General features: G+C 40.5%; 20 protein-coding genes. 17 read left to right on the top strand and 3 right to left on the bottom strand.

Features of this window, described 5'->3' with window-relative positions; genetic code table 11:
* Window positions 1–25: 25 nt before the first annotated feature.
* On the top strand, window positions 26–901 hold the full coding sequence (locus H5180_RS07825) for a cytochrome c oxidase subunit 3 (protein WP_145237792.1): 876 nt from the start codon (window positions 26–28) through the stop codon (window positions 899–901).
* Here the strand turns inward: H5180_RS07825 and H5180_RS23765 are convergent.
* Window positions 801–1,115: a DUF2909 family protein gene (locus tag H5180_RS23765; RefSeq protein WP_145237795.1), complete on the bottom strand. Its 315-nt coding sequence runs from the start codon at window positions 1,113–1,115 to the stop codon at window positions 801–803. The two genes, H5180_RS07825 and H5180_RS23765, sit on opposite strands and share 101 nt — an antisense overlap.
* 12 nt (window positions 1,116–1,127) lie before the next feature.
* Here H5180_RS23765 and H5180_RS07835 point away from each other — a divergent pair, with 12 nt between their 5' ends.
* The 13 genes from H5180_RS07835 to H5180_RS07895 all read left to right on the top strand — a co-directional run bounded on the left by H5180_RS07835 (window position 1,128) and on the right by H5180_RS07895 (window position 13,648).
* Window positions 1,128–1,868: an SURF1 family protein gene (locus tag H5180_RS07835; protein ID WP_182758023.1), complete on the top strand. Its 741-nt coding sequence runs from the start codon at window positions 1,128–1,130 to the stop codon at window positions 1,866–1,868.
* Complete coding sequence (locus H5180_RS07840; protein WP_145237802.1) at window positions 1,865–2,359, top strand: transmembrane cytochrome oxidase associated protein; 495 nt, start codon at window positions 1,865–1,867, stop codon at window positions 2,357–2,359. Before H5180_RS07835 ends, H5180_RS07840 begins: the two co-directional genes overlap by 4 nt.
* 17 nt (window positions 2,360–2,376) lie before the next feature.
* Window positions 2,377–3,366, top strand: a complete 990-nt coding sequence (locus H5180_RS07845; protein ID WP_145237805.1) for a heme A synthase — start codon at window positions 2,377–2,379, stop codon at window positions 3,364–3,366.
* 8 nt (window positions 3,367–3,374) lie between these two features.
* Window positions 3,375–4,283, top strand: coding sequence for a heme o synthase (gene cyoE / locus H5180_RS07850; protein ID WP_182758024.1), 909 nt, complete (start codon window positions 3,375–3,377; stop codon window positions 4,281–4,283).
* Entirely contained in the window at window positions 4,280–4,903 is a 624-nt protein-coding gene (locus tag H5180_RS07855) for an SCO family protein (protein ID WP_145237811.1), read from the top strand. The genes cyoE and H5180_RS07855 overlap by 4 nt, the downstream gene beginning before the upstream one ends.
* A gap of 170 nt (window positions 4,904–5,073) precedes the next feature.
* A complete protein-coding gene (locus H5180_RS07860) occupies window positions 5,074–5,346 on the top strand; it encodes a lipid asymmetry maintenance protein MlaB (protein WP_145238313.1) in 273 nt (90 codons plus the stop codon).
* A gap of 9 nt (window positions 5,347–5,355) precedes the next feature.
* Window positions 5,356–5,718: a response regulator gene (locus H5180_RS07865; protein ID WP_145237813.1), complete on the top strand. Its 363-nt coding sequence runs from the start codon at window positions 5,356–5,358 to the stop codon at window positions 5,716–5,718.
* Between the two features lie 15 nt (window positions 5,719–5,733).
* Window positions 5,734–7,836 carry a chemotaxis protein CheA gene (locus H5180_RS07870; protein WP_182758025.1) on the top strand — a complete coding sequence of 701 codons (2,103 nt, stop codon included), beginning with the start codon at window positions 5,734–5,736 and terminating at the stop codon, window positions 7,834–7,836.
* Window positions 7,833–8,318: a chemotaxis protein CheW gene (locus H5180_RS07875; protein WP_145237819.1), complete on the top strand. Its 486-nt coding sequence runs from the start codon at window positions 7,833–7,835 to the stop codon at window positions 8,316–8,318. The genes H5180_RS07870 and H5180_RS07875 overlap by 4 nt, the downstream gene beginning before the upstream one ends.
* Window positions 8,319–8,365: 47 nt before the next feature.
* Window positions 8,366–11,053, top strand: coding sequence for a methyl-accepting chemotaxis protein (locus H5180_RS07880; protein ID WP_182758026.1), 2,688 nt, complete (start codon window positions 8,366–8,368; stop codon window positions 11,051–11,053).
* Between the two features lie 121 nt (window positions 11,054–11,174).
* Entirely contained in the window at window positions 11,175–11,996 is an 822-nt protein-coding gene (locus H5180_RS07885) for a protein-glutamate O-methyltransferase CheR (RefSeq protein WP_145237825.1), read from the top strand.
* On the top strand, window positions 11,989–12,606 hold the full coding sequence (cheD, locus tag H5180_RS07890) for a chemoreceptor glutamine deamidase CheD (RefSeq protein WP_182758027.1): 618 nt from the start codon (window positions 11,989–11,991) through the stop codon (window positions 12,604–12,606). The genes H5180_RS07885 and cheD overlap by 8 nt, the downstream gene beginning before the upstream one ends.
* 10 nt (window positions 12,607–12,616) lie before the next feature.
* Complete coding sequence (locus H5180_RS07895) at window positions 12,617–13,648, top strand: chemotaxis response regulator protein-glutamate methylesterase (protein ID WP_182758028.1); 1,032 nt, start codon at window positions 12,617–12,619, stop codon at window positions 13,646–13,648.
* Between the two features lie 64 nt (window positions 13,649–13,712).
* On the opposite strand, the gene H5180_RS07900 is transcribed toward H5180_RS07895, so the two are convergent.
* Window positions 13,713–14,744 (bottom strand): polysaccharide deacetylase family protein, encoded by a 1,032-nt coding sequence (locus tag H5180_RS07900; RefSeq protein ID WP_182758029.1) that lies wholly within the window; start codon window positions 14,742–14,744, stop codon window positions 13,713–13,715.
* Here H5180_RS07900 and dinF point away from each other — a divergent pair.
* The 3 genes from dinF to H5180_RS07915 all read left to right on the top strand — a co-directional run bounded on the left by dinF (window position 14,721) and on the right by H5180_RS07915 (window position 18,334).
* Window positions 14,721–16,055, top strand: coding sequence for an MATE family efflux transporter DinF (gene dinF, locus H5180_RS07905; protein ID WP_182731732.1), 1,335 nt, complete (start codon window positions 14,721–14,723; stop codon window positions 16,053–16,055). The two genes, H5180_RS07900 and dinF, sit on opposite strands and share 24 nt — an antisense overlap.
* Window positions 16,056–16,171: 116 nt before the next feature.
* Window positions 16,172–16,786 (top strand): trimeric intracellular cation channel family protein, encoded by a 615-nt coding sequence (locus H5180_RS07910; protein ID WP_145237840.1) that lies wholly within the window; start codon window positions 16,172–16,174, stop codon window positions 16,784–16,786.
* 33 nt (window positions 16,787–16,819) lie between these two features.
* Window positions 16,820–18,334: a YifB family Mg chelatase-like AAA ATPase gene (locus H5180_RS07915; RefSeq protein WP_145237843.1), complete on the top strand. Its 1,515-nt coding sequence runs from the start codon at window positions 16,820–16,822 to the stop codon at window positions 18,332–18,334.
* A gap of 13 nt (window positions 18,335–18,347) precedes the next feature.
* Here the strand turns inward: H5180_RS07915 and H5180_RS07920 are convergent, their stop codons facing one another.
* Window positions 18,348–19,055 (bottom strand): response regulator transcription factor, encoded by a 708-nt coding sequence (locus H5180_RS07920; RefSeq protein WP_182731734.1) that lies wholly within the window; start codon window positions 19,053–19,055, stop codon window positions 18,348–18,350.
* Window positions 19,056–19,205 lie beyond the last annotated feature (150 nt).

Below are 19,205 nucleotides of genomic sequence, written 5' to 3' on the forward strand. Positions count from 1 at the left end.
TAATAGCTAATTAGGAGCAAACAAAATGGATAAAAATTACGAAAAATATTATGTTCCCGCGCAAAGTCCGTGGCCAATAGTTGGCGCATTTGCGATGTTTTTTATTGCTGTTGGTGCAGGTCTTACCGTAATGCAAGCAAGCAGCGGCGGTGGTGCTGGCCATTATGTGCTTTACGCAGGAATTGGTGTGTTGCTGTTTATGCTATTTCGCTGGTTTAAAAATGTCATTGAAGAGTCTGATCAAGGCTTATATTCAGCGCAAATGGATCGCTCGTTTCGTCAAGGCATGAGCTGGTTTATTTTCTCTGAAGTAATGTTTTTTATGGCTTTTTTCGGTGCCCTTTTTTATGCCCGGATGATCTCTGTGCCTTGGCTTGGCGGCGCCGGAAATAATGCCATGACCAATGAGGTACTGTGGCCTACTTTTGAAGCAATCTGGCCATTAGTTACTACACCCGGTGGTGGTACGACACAGGCTATGGGTTGGCAGGGATTGCCGCTGATCAACACATTAATATTACTAACCTCGTCGGTTACCTTACATTTTGCTCATGTAGGCATGGAGAACAATAAGCGTGGGCCATTAAAAGTATTTATGGCACTGACAATCGTATTAGGGGTCTGTTTTTTAGGGCTGCAAGTCGTAGAGTATATGCATGCTTATCAGGATTTAGGACTGACCTTAGATGCTGGCGTATATGGCAATACTTTCTTTTTACTAACCGGCTTTCATGGCATGCATGTGACCTTAGGAACTATTTTATTATTAGTCATGCTGATCCGCATTTTAAAGGGCCACTTTAGCCCAGATAAACATTTTGCGTTTCAAGCCGCAGCTTGGTATTGGCATTTTGTTGATGTGGTGTGGTTGTGTTTATTTGTGTTTGTATATGTGCTGTAACTTTATCAATTGGTGATGAGTTACTGTGGATGAAACCTAGTTTAAGGGCTGCAATAACAACCACTAAGACGATAACAGAAAACAGCACACGACGGCCTAAATAGTGAGACATAGGCCGTCCATCTGTTTTACCCGATACCATAATAAATAAGGCACGGAACAAGTTAAAAAGTATAAATAGTAGCAACAGTACGATAATAATTTTAATAATCACTGGGTCACCTTTATGCAGTTAATTTTATGGCGTAAACAAAAGCTTAGCTCAATTATTACCATTTGCGTGGTAACCATTGTGGTATTGGTGTGTTTACGCCTAGGGTATTGGCAATTACAGCGAGCTGAAAGTAAAACTGAGCAATTAACACAAATAGCAGCCCTGCAAAGTCAGGGAGTAATGAGCTGGCAGCAAATGCAGCAACTGCCTAGTGATTGGAATAAAACGGGCTTGCAGATAAGTATCTCTGGAGTGCTAGATACACAGCAATATTGGTTGTTAGATAATCAAGTTTACCAAGGTCAGGTTGGCTACGATGTACTTACCTTGCTGCGTTTACAGCAAAGTAAGCAAACTCTGTTGGTGAATTTGGGTTGGGTTAAAGCACCACTTACTCGCCAGCAACTCCCTAGTATAAACCTACCATCGACTCCTTTGGCAATGACCGTGCAATTAAAGCAAGGAAAGCTCAGTGGCTTTACTTTGCAAGATGCACAACACAAGACGGATACAGCATGGCCCAAGCGCATACAAATTATCGATTTAGCATTGTTTTCACAGCAAACAGGTCGCGACATGATTGACTTTATTGGTTATCGGCAAGGTATCGCGGATGAGATTGCTGCGCCGCATTACCAAGCTGTGGTGATGAGCCCCGAAAAACATCAAGCCTACGCAGTGCAATGGTTATTGATTGCGATTGCCTGCCTTGTTATTGCTGTATTTGCTTTTAAAAAGAAGGAATTACAATGAAAAACAATCCGTTATTAATATTTATTGGCTGTTGTTTAGTGCCTTTAATACTGGCGTATTTGGCGTTAAAGCTTGAGTGGATACCTAGTGCATCGAGTAATAAAGGGGAATTTTTAACACAGGAAATAAAACTACAAGATTGGAAAAAAACGGAGCATAAACAATGGACTATTGCTTTAAATCACCCAGCACAATGCCAACAAGCTTGTGCACAGCAGTTACAAGCACTAGAGAACCTCTACATCGCTCTTGGTAAAAATCAAGGTAAAGTCGATGTAGCCATCCTTGGCCAGACACAGCAAAAAGAGCTGCCATGGCGTCAGTTACCTGAGGTTGATGTACTGCAACCAGCTAGTTTATATCTAATTGATCATATGGGCTTAGTGGTCTTGCAGTATCCCTACCATAGTGAGCCACAGCAAAACCGTTTGACTCAAAAAGGACTGTTAAAAGATTTAAAAAAATTACTTAACTATTCGCGTTCTAGCTAAATTAAGGAGTGCCAATTATGTATAAAAACTATAAACATTTGGTATTAGCCACTTTTATGTTATCGATCTTAGTTGTTGGCTTAGGGGCTTATACGCGCTTGAGTGATGCCGGATTGGGTTGTCCGGATTGGCCCGGTTGCTATGGCTTTTTAACGGTACCCAAGCATGAGGCTGATTTAGCCCATGTAGAGCAAACCTACCCTGATATGATGTTCGAAACCGCTAAAGCGTGGAAAGAAATGATCCATCGCTATTTTGCCGGCACGTTAGGTTTACTTATTTTAGCGTTATTTATATTGGCTTTATTAAAACGTCAATATCCAACCACGCCAATTAAATTACCCTTACTATTACTAATACTGGTGGTGTTCCAAGCGGCTTTAGGGATGTGGACCGTCACCATGAATTTACAGCCGCTGATTGTATTGGGGCACTTATTAGGTGGATTTAGTATTTTATCATTGGTTACATTATTGTATTTACGGCTAACGGCAAAACCAATTTTTGGCGGCGACGCCCCAGCTCGGCGTTACTTTAAACTTAGTCTAGTCGCATTAGTGGTATTGGTATTGCAAATAGCGCTAGGCGGTTGGCTTGCTGCTAATTATGCGGCGCCGCACTGCAATGGCTTGCCATTGTGTAGTTACGGACAGCCGTTTTCATTGAGTAGCGTATTTCAGTTGCCATTAGAGCAAAGTACTTATGAATATGGTGTACTTTCACAGCAGGCTAGGATGTCGATCCATTTATTACATCGAATGTGGGCGTTAGTTACCTGTGTAGTATTAGCGCTGATCATGTGGCGCATTTATAGCCGTGCTGTGTCGAGAAAAATAAAGCATTGTACAGTCTCCGTATTGGTCGCGTTGCTGTGTCAAATTTGTTTGGGCTTGGCGGTTGTGCACTGGCATTTCCCGCTCGGCGTTGCGCTGGCACATAATTTAATGGCTGCCATACTATTGTTAACAGTCGTTCGTTTATGTTTTTACTTAAAAGCACGTACATAGGGGCAGTTATGACATCATTAATAGCAATAACAAAGTTAGCACCTAGCCAAATTAGCGGCTTAATAAATGATTATTTAGCGATCAGTAAATTTAAAGTAGTCGCGATGTTGGTATTAACAGCATGGGTTGGTTTAGCGCTGGCACCCGATGTTGGTCGTGGTATTGGCGTACAGTTTATTAGTTTACTGGGGATTGGCTTGTTATCCGCTGCAGCTGCGGTGATCAATCATGTAGTTGATAGCGAAATAGATAGTAAAATGGCACGTACACGCCATCGGCCAGTTGCTAAGGGGCGGTTATCTAAACTGCATGCTTTAAGTTTTGCCGCTGTTATTGGGGTGAGTGGTTTCATTATGTTGATGATCTGGGCTAATACTTTAACCGCTGTATTAACCTTATTTGCGTTAGTTGGTTATGCGTTTATTTATACCTCCTTTTTAAAGCGTGCAACGCCACAAAATATTGTTATAGGAGGACTCGCAGGGGCCATGCCGCCGTTGTTAGGGTGGGTATCAGAAACCGGGCAAATGGCAGCTGCTCCTTGGTTATTGGTGATGATCATATTTACTTGGACTCCGCCGCATTTTTGGGCGTTGGCAATTGCTCGCAAAAGTGATTACGAACGCGCTAAGATCCCCATGTTGCCAGTCACTCATGGCATTGATTTTTGTAAAACCTGTGTAGTTGCATACTCTATTTTATTGGCTTTGGTATGTGTATTGCCTTATTTAATTGGTATGTCGGGGCTCATTTATTTAATTGCTGCGACATTACTTAATGGGATTTTTATCTATAAAGCGGTAAAACTAAAAATAGCGGGGAATGACGATACAGCAATGGATTTATTCCGTTTTTCAATTATTCATTTAATGATACTCTTTGTCGCCTTATTTATAGATAAATGGTTCGTTATATGAATAGCTTAGCAGTTAAGCGTGGGGCGAGAGTGTGGTTGGCGTTAAGTTTATTGCTGTTAACAGCTTGTAGTGACAGCGCTATGCCTGACGTTGAAGCTTTGGTATATGAACAAGCCAAACCTTTGAGTGATTTTACTTTACAAGATCAAAATGCTCAGCCAGTAACTAAGCAAACATTGCAAGGTCAATGGAATTTAGTGTTTTTAGGTTATACCAGTTGCCCAGATATTTGCCCTCTGACATTAGCTAAACTCAATGGCGTTTATAAAGCGTTGAAAGATGAATACCCATTGCAAATTTGGTTTTTAGCGGTCGATCCAAAACGCGATACAGTCGCTAAACGCAAAGCCTACATTGATTATTTTAATCCTGATTTTTTAGCGGTCTCAGGGGAACATAAAGATCTATTTCCACTAGTTAGAGAGTTAGGTTTGATTTACGCAATTAGTAATAGTGATGAGCAAGAATATGCCGTTGACCATAGTGCTTCAATTGCGATGGTTGATCCTCAAGGGGCGGTAAGGGCCATATTTAAACCTGAATTTAAACAGGGCAGTGTGCCATTAATTAATGCTAAATTATTAATAACTGAGTTTAAACAGATTGCGGATCATTATTAATAGAATAAGTATATTTTAATTATTTTCGAGGAGCGTTTAGCTCCTTTTTTGTTTTTCTTTTATCCCCCCTGTAAATAATTTCACTCTTTTTTCAACGCATTTATGGCATTTTTACTAACTCAGTCTAAGCTTTTGTTATGAATTGGTTAAACATGGAAAGTGCGAACAATATGATGAAGCTTCCCGCTGAACTAGCAATCACCCAAGTTGAAAACTTACACCAAGATTTATTACAAGAATTACACCGCAATGATGATGTTTGTTTAGACATTAGTGAAGTTGTACGCGTAGATACTGCCTCGATTCAACTATTGTGTGCTCTGCAAAAGCACTTGCTGTGCGTACATCACAAAATTATTTGGGTTGGGCAAAGTGAGCCTTTAAAAAATGCCATTAATCGCTTAGGCCTGAGTGAATATCTAATACTAGAAAATGCAGATTAAGGAGTTCATATGAAAAGAATTTTAGCCGTGGATGATTCGGCATCGATGCGTCAAATGGTGAGTTTTACACTGAAAAAGGCGGGTTTTGATGTCACTGAGGCAAAGGACGGAAGCGAAGCACTTAGCATCGCAAAACAACAAGGTTTTGATGCTGTGATTTCCGATGTCAACATGCCAGTGATGGATGGTATTACTTTGATCAGGGAGTTACGCACCTTACCAAACTATAAATTTACGCCATTGCTAATGCTAACAACAGAATCAGGAATGGACAAAAAAGTAGAAGGGAAAGCTGCTGGTGCAACTGGCTGGATAGTTAAACCTTTTAATCCTGAACAGTTATTAGCGGTTTTAAAAAAAGTAATTCGCTAATCTAGGGGATGGGGTATGAGTATAGATTTAAGTCAATTTTTTGAAGTCTTCTTTGAGGAAAGTTTTGAAGGCTTAGATGCGATGGAAGCTGAGTTATTAAACTTGGTACCTGGCGAAGAAGATTTAGAAACAATCAATACCATTTTTCGTGCTGCGCATTCTATCAAAGGCGGCAGTGGTACATTTGGTTTTAACTCTGTGTCTGACTTTACTCATGTTCTAGAAACCCTATTAGATCAAATTCGTGAGGGGAAACGAGAGCTTACCGCAGAGCATGTTAACCTATTACTTAAATCTGTTGATTGCTTGCGGGAGTTACTTCGTGGCTTACAAGCAGAGCAAGAACCTAATTTAGACGAAGCTATTGCACTGAGAATTAAGTTTGAACAGATTTTAGGGGTAGATCAAGCCGAAAAAAATAAACTGGAAGTCACTGCTAGCCCCGCTCAACTTGCGCTAAACACCTATCAGATTGATTTTAAACCATATCATAATTTATTTAAAACAGGCAATGAGCCACTGTATATGATCAGTGAGTTGGCTGAATTGGGCGATTTAGAGACTCAAGCTTTCAATAATGAGATCCCTGACATTGCTGATTTAAGTCCCGATGATTGTTTTTTATCTTGGCGATTCTTTTTAAACACAGCAAAAGATGAGAGTGCGATTCGAGAAATATTTGAGTGGGTTGAAGATGATGCTGATATTACCATCGCGTTGTGCGGAGGGTTATTTGCTGATGATGATGATGATGATGATGATGCGCAAATTACAACACCTGATGTAATTGAGGAAAACCCTAATTCAACTTCAGCCCCTGCAGTTGTCAATGTTGCTGCGGTTAAACCAATAAAAAAAGGCACTGCGGTCAAAGCAAGCACTCCAGCTGCAGAATCTACTTCAATCAGAGTAGGCATAGATAAAGTTGATTCATTGATCAATATGGTTGGAGAGCTGGTTATCACTCAAGCCATGTTGAGCCAAATTGGTCAACAAGAGATCACCGAAGCGACTATCGCCTCTTTGCAGGAAGGTTTAGCGCAATTGGCTCATAATACTCGTGATTTACAAGAAAATGTAATGCGTATCCGAATGCTGCCAATCAGCTTTGTATTTAGTCGTTTTCCGCGTTTAGTACGAGATATTTCGCAAAAGCTAAATAAGCAAGTTGAGCTAAAACTGTTAGGTGAACAGACCGAGCTTGATAAAACTGTAATGGAAAAAATATCAGATCCTATGGTGCATTTAGTGCGAAATTCGCTGGATCATGGTCTAGAAACTGTTGAACAGCGTCTTGCTGCAGGTAAAGACCCAGTCGGTACAGTCACACTTAATGCATTTCACCAAGGTGGCAATATTGTTATAGAGATCATGGATGACGGACAAGGCCTTAATACTGTAAAGATTAAACAAAAAGCGGTTGCTAATGGGCTAGTAAGTGAAGCTGATGAGTTGGATGATGATGAAATTAATGAACTCATTTTTATGCCCGGTTTTTCAACCGCGGATGAGGTAAGCGACATATCCGGACGTGGGGTAGGTATGGATGTGGTCAGGCGTAATATCCAATCACTCAATGGCTCGGTTGAAGTTTCATCTGCTGCAGGTGTTGGGTCTACCTTCACTATTCGCTTGCCACTTACGCTGGCTATTTTAGATGGTCAGTTAGTGAGGGTTGCAAAGCACACCTATATTATTCCATTAATTTCTATTGTTGAATCATTACAAATAGATATCAGCAAAGTCAGCCGAGTGGGTAAAGACCTAGATGTACTTAGACTGCGTGATGAATACATTCCTATCTTGCGTTTATACAGTATTTTTAATCATCAAGGTGCGATAGAAACGCTTGATAAAACCTTGTTAGTGGTGGTTGAAAGCGATAACCAAAAAATTGGTTTGTTAGTTGACGATTTATTGTCACAGCAACAAGTAGTGATTAAAAGTTTAGAAGCTAATTACCAAAAAGTAGATGGCGTGTCAGGTGCCACTATATTAGGGGATGGTCGGGTTTCGTTGATTGTCGATATCAGCGGCTTAATTAAATTATCAGGATTAAGAAAACCCGGTAGCCAAGAATTGATTATTGAATCGCAAGCCAACTTGGAGGCTTCATGATCTCTGCGCACAGCGAATTAGATAACAAAATAATGCTTGAACAGGCCCAAGGAGTTAAGCAGTTTTTAACCTTTATTATGGCTGATGAAGAATACGGTGTTGATATTTTAACTGTTCAAGAAATTCGCAGTTGGGAGGAGATCACCGAGATCCCGAATGCCCCAGATTATGTAAAAGGGGTGATTAATCTACGTGGCACCATAGTACCTATTTTAGATCTTAGATTACGGTTTGGCTTAGCGACGATTGACTATGGACCGTTAACAGTGGTGATCGTAGTGAAAGTAATTTTTGAGCAAAATAGCAAGATTATGGGAATGGTAGTCGATGCCGTATCTGATGTTTACAGTATTGTAGAGCAAGATGCGAAGACGGTGCCTAACTTTAGCGGCTCAGAGAATGCTGAATTTATCGCAGGGTTAGTGAATGTCGGTGAGAAGATGGTCGCGTTATTGGACCTGCAAAAAACAATGGATATTTAGCCAAATACTAAATATAGCAAATGGTGATCAACAAGAAGGTGATGGGCATGGGGTGGTTTAGTAATTCTAAAAAATCAAATAATGATTTAATCGTTACGGCATTAAATAAGTCACTTGCGGTGATTGAGTTTGAACCTAGCGGCATAATTATTACGGCGAATAATAACTTTTTAGATGTAATGGGTTACCCCTTAGAAGAAATTCAGGGCCAGCATCATTCAATGTTTGTATCTAAAAAAGAAGCTCAGAGCAGTGAATATAAAAGCTTTTGGCAAAGCTTGAAAGGCGGAGAGTTTATTGCTGATGAGTTTCAGCGGATCAGTAAAAGCGGCAAAGATGTGTGGATCCAAGCAACTTATAACCCCGTTAAGGATGAGCATGGAAATGTTATAAAAGTTGTGAAATTTGCCAGTGATATTACGGCGCAAAAGATGCTTGCTGTTGAAGCTGCGGGTCAAATTGCTGCTATTAGTAAATCTCAAGCGGTGATTGAGATTGGTTTAGATGGCAGCGTGTTGACCGCGAATGACAACTTTTTGCAGACATTTGGTTATCAGTTAGAAGAAATAGTCGGGCGGCATCACCGTATATTTATTGAACCTGAGGTTGCTAAAAGTGAGCAATACCAACTGTTTTGGCAAAAACTAGGTCGTGGTGAATTTGACTCAGGTGAGTACTTACGTATCGCTAAAGATGGCAGTGAAGTATGGATCCAAGCATCTTATAACCCAATTTTTGATCTCAGTGGCAAACCTTATAAGGTGGTTAAATATGCGACAGACATCACAGCTCAAAAAGAATTAGAAAAAGAATCAAAAAGGGATGCTGATCTATCGAGCGCATTAACGATCTGCCAGGCGAGTGTGATGATGGCAGACAATGATTTACAGATAGTGTTTGCTAACAATCAATTAAAACAAATGTTCCAAGCCAGACAAGGTGAGCTGCAGAGTGTACTAGGTGATTTTTCCGTCAATAGTATAGTGGGCTCAAGTATTACGGCATTTTTTGAAAATACAGCACAACAGGTTCAGTTGTATACAAACTTGACCGACTCTATTGAGTCAAAACTAGAAATTGCATCGTTAATTTTTAATATTATTGCGACCCCTTGGTTTAATAAAGAAGGTAAGCGCTTAGGAACAATAATTGAGTGGCAAGATTTAACCGAAAGTATTAAAAAATCGACTGCTGAAAAACGTGCTGCTGAAGAGAATTTACGTGTACGAAGAGCGCTGGATCGGGTTGCCACAAACACCATGATTGCAAATACTAAAAACGATATTATATATATGAATGAAGCGGTGCAAAATATGATGCGCGCCGCAGAGCAAGATTTACGACGCGACTTACCTAATTTTGATTGTAGTCAGTTAATAGGGCAAAACATTGATGTATTTCATAAAAACCCAGCTCATCAACGCAATCTGTTAAGCAAGCTAACCGATACTTACAGTGCAGAGATACTTGTAGGTGGGCGCACCTTTGGCTTAGTTGCGAACCCTATTTTTTCCCCAGAAAATGAACGTATTGGCACTGTGGTGGAGTGGGAAGATCGAACAGCCGAAGTCGCAATAGAAAAAGAAATTGCTGACTTAGTCAGCTCTGCACGCAAAGGTAATCTAGACGCTCGTGTTACAGAGCAAGGTAAGGGCGGTTTCTTTTTACGCTTAGCTAAAGGTCTAAATGGTTTAATTGGTATTGTTGATGATGCTGTCACCGGTACTGCTAATATGCTTGATGCGATGGCCAATGGTGATTTATCAAAACGGATAGAGCAAGAGTATCAGGGGTCGTTTGAAAAACTCAAGCGTGATGCCAATACCACGGCTGATAAATTAACGGAAGTCATTAATCGTATTAATACCTCGGCAACCTTAGTGGCAAGTGGAGCAGAGGAAATATCTCAAGGCAACGCTGATCTAAGCCAGCGTACAGAAGAGCAGGCCTCATCGCTTGAAGAAACAGCATCTAGCATGGAGGAAATGACCAGTACAGTACGTCAAAATGCTGATAATGCAAAAGTGGTTAATGAATTAGCAGAAGAAACGCGCGACAAAGCGCAGCAAGGGGGCGAAGTTGTTAATCGCGCGGTGATCAGCATGTCGGCAATTAATGAGTCGAGTAAAAAAATTGCCGATATTATTAGCGTGATTGACGAAATAGCATTTCAAACTAATTTATTAGCTCTTAATGCCGCTGTTGAAGCTGCTAGAGCTGGTGAACAAGGGCGTGGCTTTGCTGTCGTTGCCGGCGAAGTGCGTAATCTAGCGCAGCGTTCCGCGGGGGCTGCAAAAGAAATTAAAGAGTTGATCAGAGATAGCGTTGGTAAAGTTGAAGATGGCACTTTATTAGTTAATGAATCAGGAGCCACTTTAAAAGAAATTGTTATTGCAGTACAAAAAGTAACTGAAATGATATCTGATATTGCAGCAGCATCCGAAGAGCAAAGTTCAGGTATTGAGCAAGTCAACAAAGCTATTTCGCAAATGGATGAAATGACCCAGCAAAATGCGGCCTTAGTTGAGCAAGCATCCGCGGCCAGCGAGTCAATGTCAGAGCAAGCGAATGATATGACCCGGTTACTGAACTTTTTTACTATAAGTCAGCAAGACGCTGTAATTAATACTGCATCAGTAACTCCTACTACCGCGCCACCACGTAGTAATAATATCCGTAGTAAAGCGCGAGGTAATAACTTTGCTAATTCAGCTGATGAATGGGAGGAATTTTAACGTTTTTTGCAATCGCATTACTAGTTAAGCCTCTGTACTTTGAAAAATCCAGAGTCTTAACTTTTAGCAATTTTGTTAATATTCAATCGCAGCTCAGTCACGCCTATTGTGAGTAATTGTAATGAAAGAGTTTTTACTAACCGACCATGATTTCAAGCAAATAGCTGCAATAGTTTATGACGCGTGTGGCATTGTATTAGGTGATCATAAACGAGAAATGGTCTATTCACGTCTTGCTCGTCGGCTCAGAACATTGCAGCTGACAAATTTTAAACAGTATTTAGCTTATTTAGAGGCACATAAAGAGCAAGAATTTAGTGATTTTATCAATGCAATAACAACTAATCTGACTTCTTTTTTTCGTGAATCACATCATTTTGATTATTTGCAATCCCATGTAATACCCAAGTTATTAGTGACAAATAAAAGCACTCGGCGAGTTCGGATATGGTCTGCAGGTTGTTCAACTGGGGAAGAACCCTATTCTTTAGCTATGACCTTACATGGGTTATTTCCAGCCGATTGGGATGTGAAAATTTTAGCCACTGATTTGGATTCAAATGTATTAGCTAAAGCACAATCAGGTACCTACACTGCGGCTAATGTGAATGGACTTGAACAACATCAATTACAGCGCTGGTTTTTAAAAACTAAAGATGGTGAGTTATTCAAAGTTAAACCTGAATTACAGCAAAAAATTCATTTTAAGCGGTTGAATTTATTACAAGACTGGCCAATGAAAGGGCCTTTTGACGTGATCTTTTGTCGTAATGTGGTGATTTATTTTGATAAAGAAACAAAAGATCAGTTATTCCACCGTTATTGTCATATTTTAGCTGAACATGGGTACCTATTATTAGGTCATTCTGAAACCATGGGAAAGGAGCATAGTGAGTTTAAAAACTTAGGTAAAACTATGTATCAGAAGGTGATTTATGGATAGTCATTTTAAGCCAGTATTACATGGGTTTGAGCATATTAAGCGGTTTTGGGACTCAGGTCAGCGGCAAGTTATTGTTAAAGTATTGCCCGGTGAGTTTTACGTGTCAAAAAACGATGAGGTGATTTCCACTGTGCTAGGTTCATGTATTGCTGCTTGCATTTATGATGACAAGCTTGGTGTGGGTGGCATGAATCACTTTATGTTACCGATTGAAAAAGGCGCAGAGCCAACTAGTGCGCATAACTTAAATTGTCGTTATGGTAACTGGGCGATGGAGTTTTTAATTAATGAAGTACTTAAAAATGGCGCCTCTAGGCAAAATCTAAAAATAAAACTGTTTGGCGGCGGTAAAATTATTCGCTCGATGACAGATATTGGTCTTGGTAATATTCGCTTTGCTTACTCTTATGTGCAAGAAGAAGGGCTAGAATTAGTGTCTCATGATGTGGGGGGGCCTTGGCCGCGTAAGGTCAATTTTAACCCTCAAACAGGCAAAGCACAGGTTAAAAAATTGCGCGACATGCACACTGATGTGATTGAAAAACGCGAAGTCCGTTATTTACACGATATTGAAGAACAAGATTCTAAAACCGATATTGAGTTATTTTAAGGGGTAAAAAATGGTCAAGGTGTTAGTGATTGATGACTCGCCATTGATTCGACGAGTATTGACGGAGGTACTACACCAGGCTGATGATATTCAGGTCGTAGGGTGTGCAGAAGACCCTTATCAAGCACGAGAAATGATTAAGCAACTTAATCCCGATGTGCTGACTTTAGATATTGAAATGCCGAAAATGGATGGCATTAGTTTTTTGAAAAACCTAATGCGTCTACGGCCTATGCCTGTGGTAATGATATCAACGCTCACCCAAAAAGGTTCACCGATAACTTTGGAGGCGCTGGAATTAGGAGCAGTTGATTTTATAGCTAAGCCGACAGTCAATGTAACTGAGCAATTAAGCCAGTATGCTAAATTAGTGCAACAAAAGGTCCGTACGGCAGCAGCGGCACGAGTACGACCTTTTAAATTAAGCCAAGTACAACCTATCGAAACGTTAAGTAATGCACAGTTTAGTATCAATAAGGTTTTGGCGATTGGAGCTTCAACAGGAGGAACAGAGGCGATTAAAGAGGTGCTAATAAGAATGCCAGAAAATTGCCCTCCGATCGTTATCACGCAGCATATTCCACCTGTGTTTAGCAGTTCATTTGCTTTGCGCATGGATAGGACATGTACTATTAATGTCAAAGAGGCGCAGCAAGGCGATAAGTTAAAAGCTGGCTGGGCGTTTATCGCCCCGGGTGGTCAACACTTAAGCGTTATACAGCAAGGAGGCAGCTTATATTGTCAGCTTGATGAGAGCGAGCCGGTTAACCGTCATCGTCCTGCGGTTGATGTATTGTTTAACTCGCTGGTTAAAGTTTGCCCTAAAAATACCATCGCAGCTTTATTAACGGGTATGGGGAGCGATGGTGCGCAAGGTTTACTGGCGCTAAAACAGCATGGTGCTTATACCGTAGCGCAAGATGAACTATCGTCAGTGGTATGGGGCATGCCTAAAGCCGCTGTAGAGATCGGAGCAGCTTTAGCGGTGGTCTCGCTTGATAAAGTGACGCAGCATCTACTAAACCAAGCAATGAAAAAGTAGTCATCTTATAAACTTGAGCTGATTATCCCGGGCTCAGGTTGATAATTATCAAGGGATTATATTTTTACTGCACAATTACCCACGGTTGTGAAAACCAATAATAGCTATTTTTATGAGCAATTGATGGTGCTGTGCAGTTAAATCGTGATCGCCCTTGAGCTAAATTTTTCGGTGAATTTATGGTCACAGTATCAGCTGCTGACCAGTCTAGTTTTGCCTGACCGATGCCCGATACATAACAAGCTAGCTGACTTTTATGAAAGTCTCCCATATTAAATTTAATGCTGATCTGAGGTGGATTTTGGCTGGTCACGCTATCAATATAAGTAAGCTCTTGGATTGAAAATGCGCGAGAGTTTAGTTTGGTCACTAGCGTATCAAGCTTGCTATAAAACCCAGAAGCCGGAAAGCGTGGTAAACGGCTAAAATCAGAATCTTTGTTGATGGCACCAGAGTGTTGGCCAATACCAATAAAGCCCAACTCTTTCACTAAACTTTGTAATTGGTTATTAAACTCGCCATATGGATATGCTAAGTATTTATAGTCATGGCCAATTTCTTCTTTGATCCGTTGTTGTGATGACAAAATATCTTGCTTAATACGCGCCTGCCATTGTTGGGGTGTTTCATCGGCTAATTTACGATGTAGGTAATCATGTTGTGCGCTGTGATTGCTGATCAGAGCATCTTTTTTGGCAAGTTCTCTGAGTTTATTCCAGCCCATTACATAGCCTTTACCTTCATCAATCAATTTTGGATTAACGAAAATAGTATAGGGGTAAGCAAACTTTTCTAATATCGGCGCTGCTTGTTCATAATTATTGTTGTAACCATCATCAAAGGTAATAGCGACGGTTTTATCTGGTAAACTTTGGCCTTGTTGTAAAGCAGATAGTAATTCATTCAGTGGCACTACGTTAAAGTCATGCTGTTTTAGATAGTTTAAATGCTCAGTGAAGGTTTCTGCACTGACACTGGTGACTGCTGGCAGGGTCTCACTGACATGGTGATACTGTAAAATAACTGCGCTGTGAGCAGGTAAAGATAGACAAAAGAGGATCGATAGCAGACTGTGAAAAAATTTCTTAATCGTCATAAAGCACACCATAAAAGCTTGCTGTTGTTAGCTGGTCCAATGATATTATCAAATATAACCGTGCCACTGTTAGGAATAGTTGATACTGCAGTAATAGGGCATCTTGGTAGTGCTCATTTTCTTGCCGGAATTGCCTTGGGCGCCACGGTAATTTCATTACTATTTTGGTTGGCGGGCTTTTTACGCATGAGTACCACAGGGCTGGTTGCGCAAGCTTATGGCAAGAAAGATTATCCTCAATTAGCCGGATTATTAAAGCGCAGTTTAGTATTAGCGCTTATCGTAGCATTTTCTTTAATTGCTTTATCGCCACTTATTAAAAATGCCATAGCTTACCTTTCTGGTTCCAGTGCGCAGGTGCTCGCACAAGCTTATAGTTATTTTGAAATTCGTATTTTTAGTGCACCAGCGGCATTATGTAACTTGGTATTATTAGCTTGGATGTTAGGGATTCATTACGGTAAAGGGCCTTTTTATTTATTACTAGTTACTAATATCACCAACATTGTTTTAGATATTTATTTTGTTGTGTACTTAGATTGGCAAGTCGCCGGAGCTGCTTGGGCATCGTTGATTGCCGATTATACCGCGCTATTATTTGCATTATTCTTGGTTTTTAGGTTGGCGAAAAAAATGACTGTGCCGCTATTTTTAGGTGGGTGGTTTAGCCGAGATAAAATGTGGGCGTTATTAAGTCTTAACCGTGATATTTTTATTCGCTCCTTAATTTTACAACTGTGTTTTAGCTTTATGACCTTCTATGGTGCACGCATTGGCGAGGTAACGCTTGCGGTAAATGCTGTATTACTGAACTTTTTAATGCTAGTGAGCTTTGCTCTTGATGGTATTGCCTATGCAAGTGAAGCAAAAGTTGGCCAAGCAAAAGGTCAACATAGCGTACGGCGTATAAACTTATGGGTAAAAATAAGCGTATTTTGGGGAATGCTATTTGCTTTTTGTTATAGCGTGTTTTTTGCATTGTTTGGTTCGCAAATTATTACCTTATTAACAGATATTCCTGAAGTGATCAAAGCCGCCAATGAATACTTACCATGGTTGATTTTTATGCCATTAGCGGCAATGAGTTGCTTTTTGTTTGATGGTATTTTTGTTGGCCTAACCAGAGCTCAAGATATGCGAAATACCATGCTAATTTCAGCATTAGTTGGATTCTTTGGCGTGTTTTGGGTGTTTAATGCTTGGCAAAATCATGCGCTTTGGTTAGCAATGACCTGCTTTATGCTACTGCGTGGCATTACATTGGTCGTACGTTATAAGCAGTTGCAAACAGCGCAGCAGTTACTGAATTAATAGAAATAGCAATAAATCTAAAGTTCACTTATAACTTTGGATTTATTGTGCTAAAACGGCGTCGTTAAGCACTGTTTATTTTAACTTCGATTCGCATCTTGGGATGGCTTGGATATATGACTGAACTTTATCATTGGTTTGATTTAATTGGCATCGCCGTATTTGCCATGTCAGGCACTTTAATTGCCTATGATAAAAAAATGGATGGCTTTGGAGTCGTGGTACTGGCGACGGTCACCGCGATAGGTGGTGGCACAATTCGAGATTTGATTTTAGATGTTCCGGTATTTTGGTTACACGACCAAAGTTATTTTATCGCGATATTTGCGTCTGTCTTTGTTACCACGCGATTGATCAATAAGCAAAAATCAATTCCTTTATATCATTTACAAGTTGCAGATGCGTTTGGTTTAGCGTTCTTTGCTGTAATGGGGGCGCAAAAAGCATTGCTCGCGGGGATGCCAGCTACAACCGCAATTATTATGGGAGTGATCACCGGTTGCTTTGGCGGAGTAACGCGAGATGTGTTGGCAGGCAATATTCCTATGCTATTAAAAGGTGAGCTATATGCAATTACTTGTATTGCTGGTGGTATTGTTTATACCCAAGCAATTGTATTGAACATTGAGACAGAGATAGCGATGGTGTTAGCGATGTTAACCACCTTGCTGTTACGCCTTGCAGCAATGAAATGGCAACTAACACTACATATTTTTAAATATCCTGACTAGACTGTAAAGAACAGAACGTTACAGGGACAAAGGATGTCATTAGCTCGAATTTATTCTCGTGCCCAAGTGGGTATTCAAGCACCTGAAGTGATCGTTGAGGTGCATCTAGGTAATGGTTTACCAGCATTTCATATTGTAGGTTTGCCCGAAGCCTCAGTAAAAGAAGCCAAAGATCGTGTACGCAGCGCATTAGAAAACTCTAAATTTGGTTTTCCAGACCAACGCATTACAGTCAATTTAGCACCTGCTGATTTACCCAAAGAGGGGGGGCGTTTTGATTTAGCGATTGCGGTTGGTATTCTCATCGCTTCAGAGCAAATTGTTTGCACTGATATTGAACGCTATGAATTTTATGGTGAGCTGGCACTGAATGGCGAAGTGCGTGGCGTGAATGCAATACTCCCATCAGTTTTAGCAGCTAAAGCACAAGGGCGTTGTTGTTTTTTACCTTTAGTAAATGACAGTTTAGCGAGTTTAGTAAATGGCGTTGAGCGCAAAGCGGTCTCTTCTATCCAAGAAGTATGGAGTGATTTACTCAATCAGCAGCCTTTACCTCTTAATATTAGCTACCCAGAACAGCAACATAGCGGTGTTGAATTCTTAATTGATTTAAGTGATGTAAAAGGCCAGCCCGGCGCAAAAAGAGTGTTAGAAATCGCTGCGGCGGGTGGCCATAATTTACTTTTTTTGGGGCCACCTGGTACGGGTAAGTCAATGCTCGCGCAACGTATGCCGACTATTATGCCGGGCATGTCCGATGATGAGGCACTTTCCACCGCAGCGTTGTATTCAATTATTGGCCAAAGTGTCGATCTAACTAATTGGCGCAAGCGACCATTTCGTAATCCTCATCACACATGCTCCGCTGTGGCGCTAGTAGGAGGCTCTTCAAACCCAAAACCAGGGGAGATTTCACTGGCACATAATGGCGTATTATTTCTTGACGAACTACCTGAGTTTGAACGTAAGGTGCTTGACTCATTACGCGAGCCAATGGAGACAGGCACTGTAACGATTTCAAGAGCGGCAAGGCAAATGGAGTTTCCTGCACAGTTTCAATTAATTGCGGCTCTTAATCCAAGTCCTACGGGTTGTCATAATGATAAGCGCGCAACTCCGGATCAAGTTATGCGTTATTTATCGCGAGTGTCAGGACCATTTATTGACCGTATTGATTTACAAATAGAGCTACCACGTTTAAATAGCGCGCAATTGCAAAGCACTCAAGAAGAACAAAGTAGTGCGACTGTGCGCACGCGGGTCGAGTCGGCATATAATCTGCAATTGCGTCGCCAAGGTAAAGTCAATGCGCGACTTAATAATAAAGAAATGAGTGTGCATTGCGCGCTTGCAGCGCCGGAGTTACAGTTTTTAGCTAAAGCCAGTGAAAAGCTATCATTATCGCCACGCTCTTATCATCGAGTGATCAAAGTAGCGCGAACAATTAGTGATCTAAAAGGGCAAGATAATATTAGTTTAGATGAACTAAAAGAGGCACTCAATTATCGTGCATTTGAACGTTTGTTATCACAATTAACCCAGTATTAGTGGTTAGATTGCATTAAATTGACAGCATGTAGCCTTTACCGCGTACCGTAACGATGCGTTTTTGGTCTTTTTCATCGCTCAGTTTTTTACGTAAGCGGCCAATTAAAACATCAACAGTTCTGTCATTTGGACTCCAATCTGGCTGGCCAATTTCTTCTGATATTTTTTCACGAGACGTGGCTTTTCCTGCGTTTGAGATCAAACAAATTAACACTTTATGTTCCGCTTCAGTGAGCCTAGATTCAATGCCATTAGCAGTGATTAAAGTGCGGTTGTCTGGATGCAGTTTGAAGTCAGCATATTCAATGAATTCTTCGCTTTCATCGCTACTGTTATTATTGCTTTTCAAGCGCTTATAAAGTGCTCTTATACGTAGTTCAAGCTCTAATAAATCAACTGGTTTACAAATATAGTCATCAGCGCCTTGGGCAAGTCCGGCAATACGATCGGCTTGAGAATCTCTGCTTGAAAGCATGATCACACCAATGTCTGTGAGGGTGTTGAGTTCTTTTGCTAAATGTAAGCCATCACGTTTAGGTAATACTATGTCAATAATTGCTAATGATATGGCATCATGATTATTAGCGCGAGATTGCACTATTGCTAAGGCATCAGCGCCAGTCGCATCATTTTCAATGCAAAATTCAGTCTCTGCAAAATGATTGAATATACGTTTTACTAATAGTTCGTCATCTTCAACCAATAAAACATGAATAGTCATAGTATCTTAATTACCTTTAATGATGCCTCTATGTTATCACTCATTCGTAAAAGGTGAGAAGGGCGATTTTTAGTATTTATGCACTATTTAGGTGATTATTTAATTATTATCAACAGGTAAACATACTAGGTTTACCTGTTGAACAGAATA

Origin of the sequence: Pseudoalteromonas sp. SR41-4 (assembly GCF_014163985.1) — a bacterium.
GTDB lineage: Bacteria > Pseudomonadota > Gammaproteobacteria > Enterobacterales > Alteromonadaceae > Pseudoalteromonas > Pseudoalteromonas rhizosphaerae.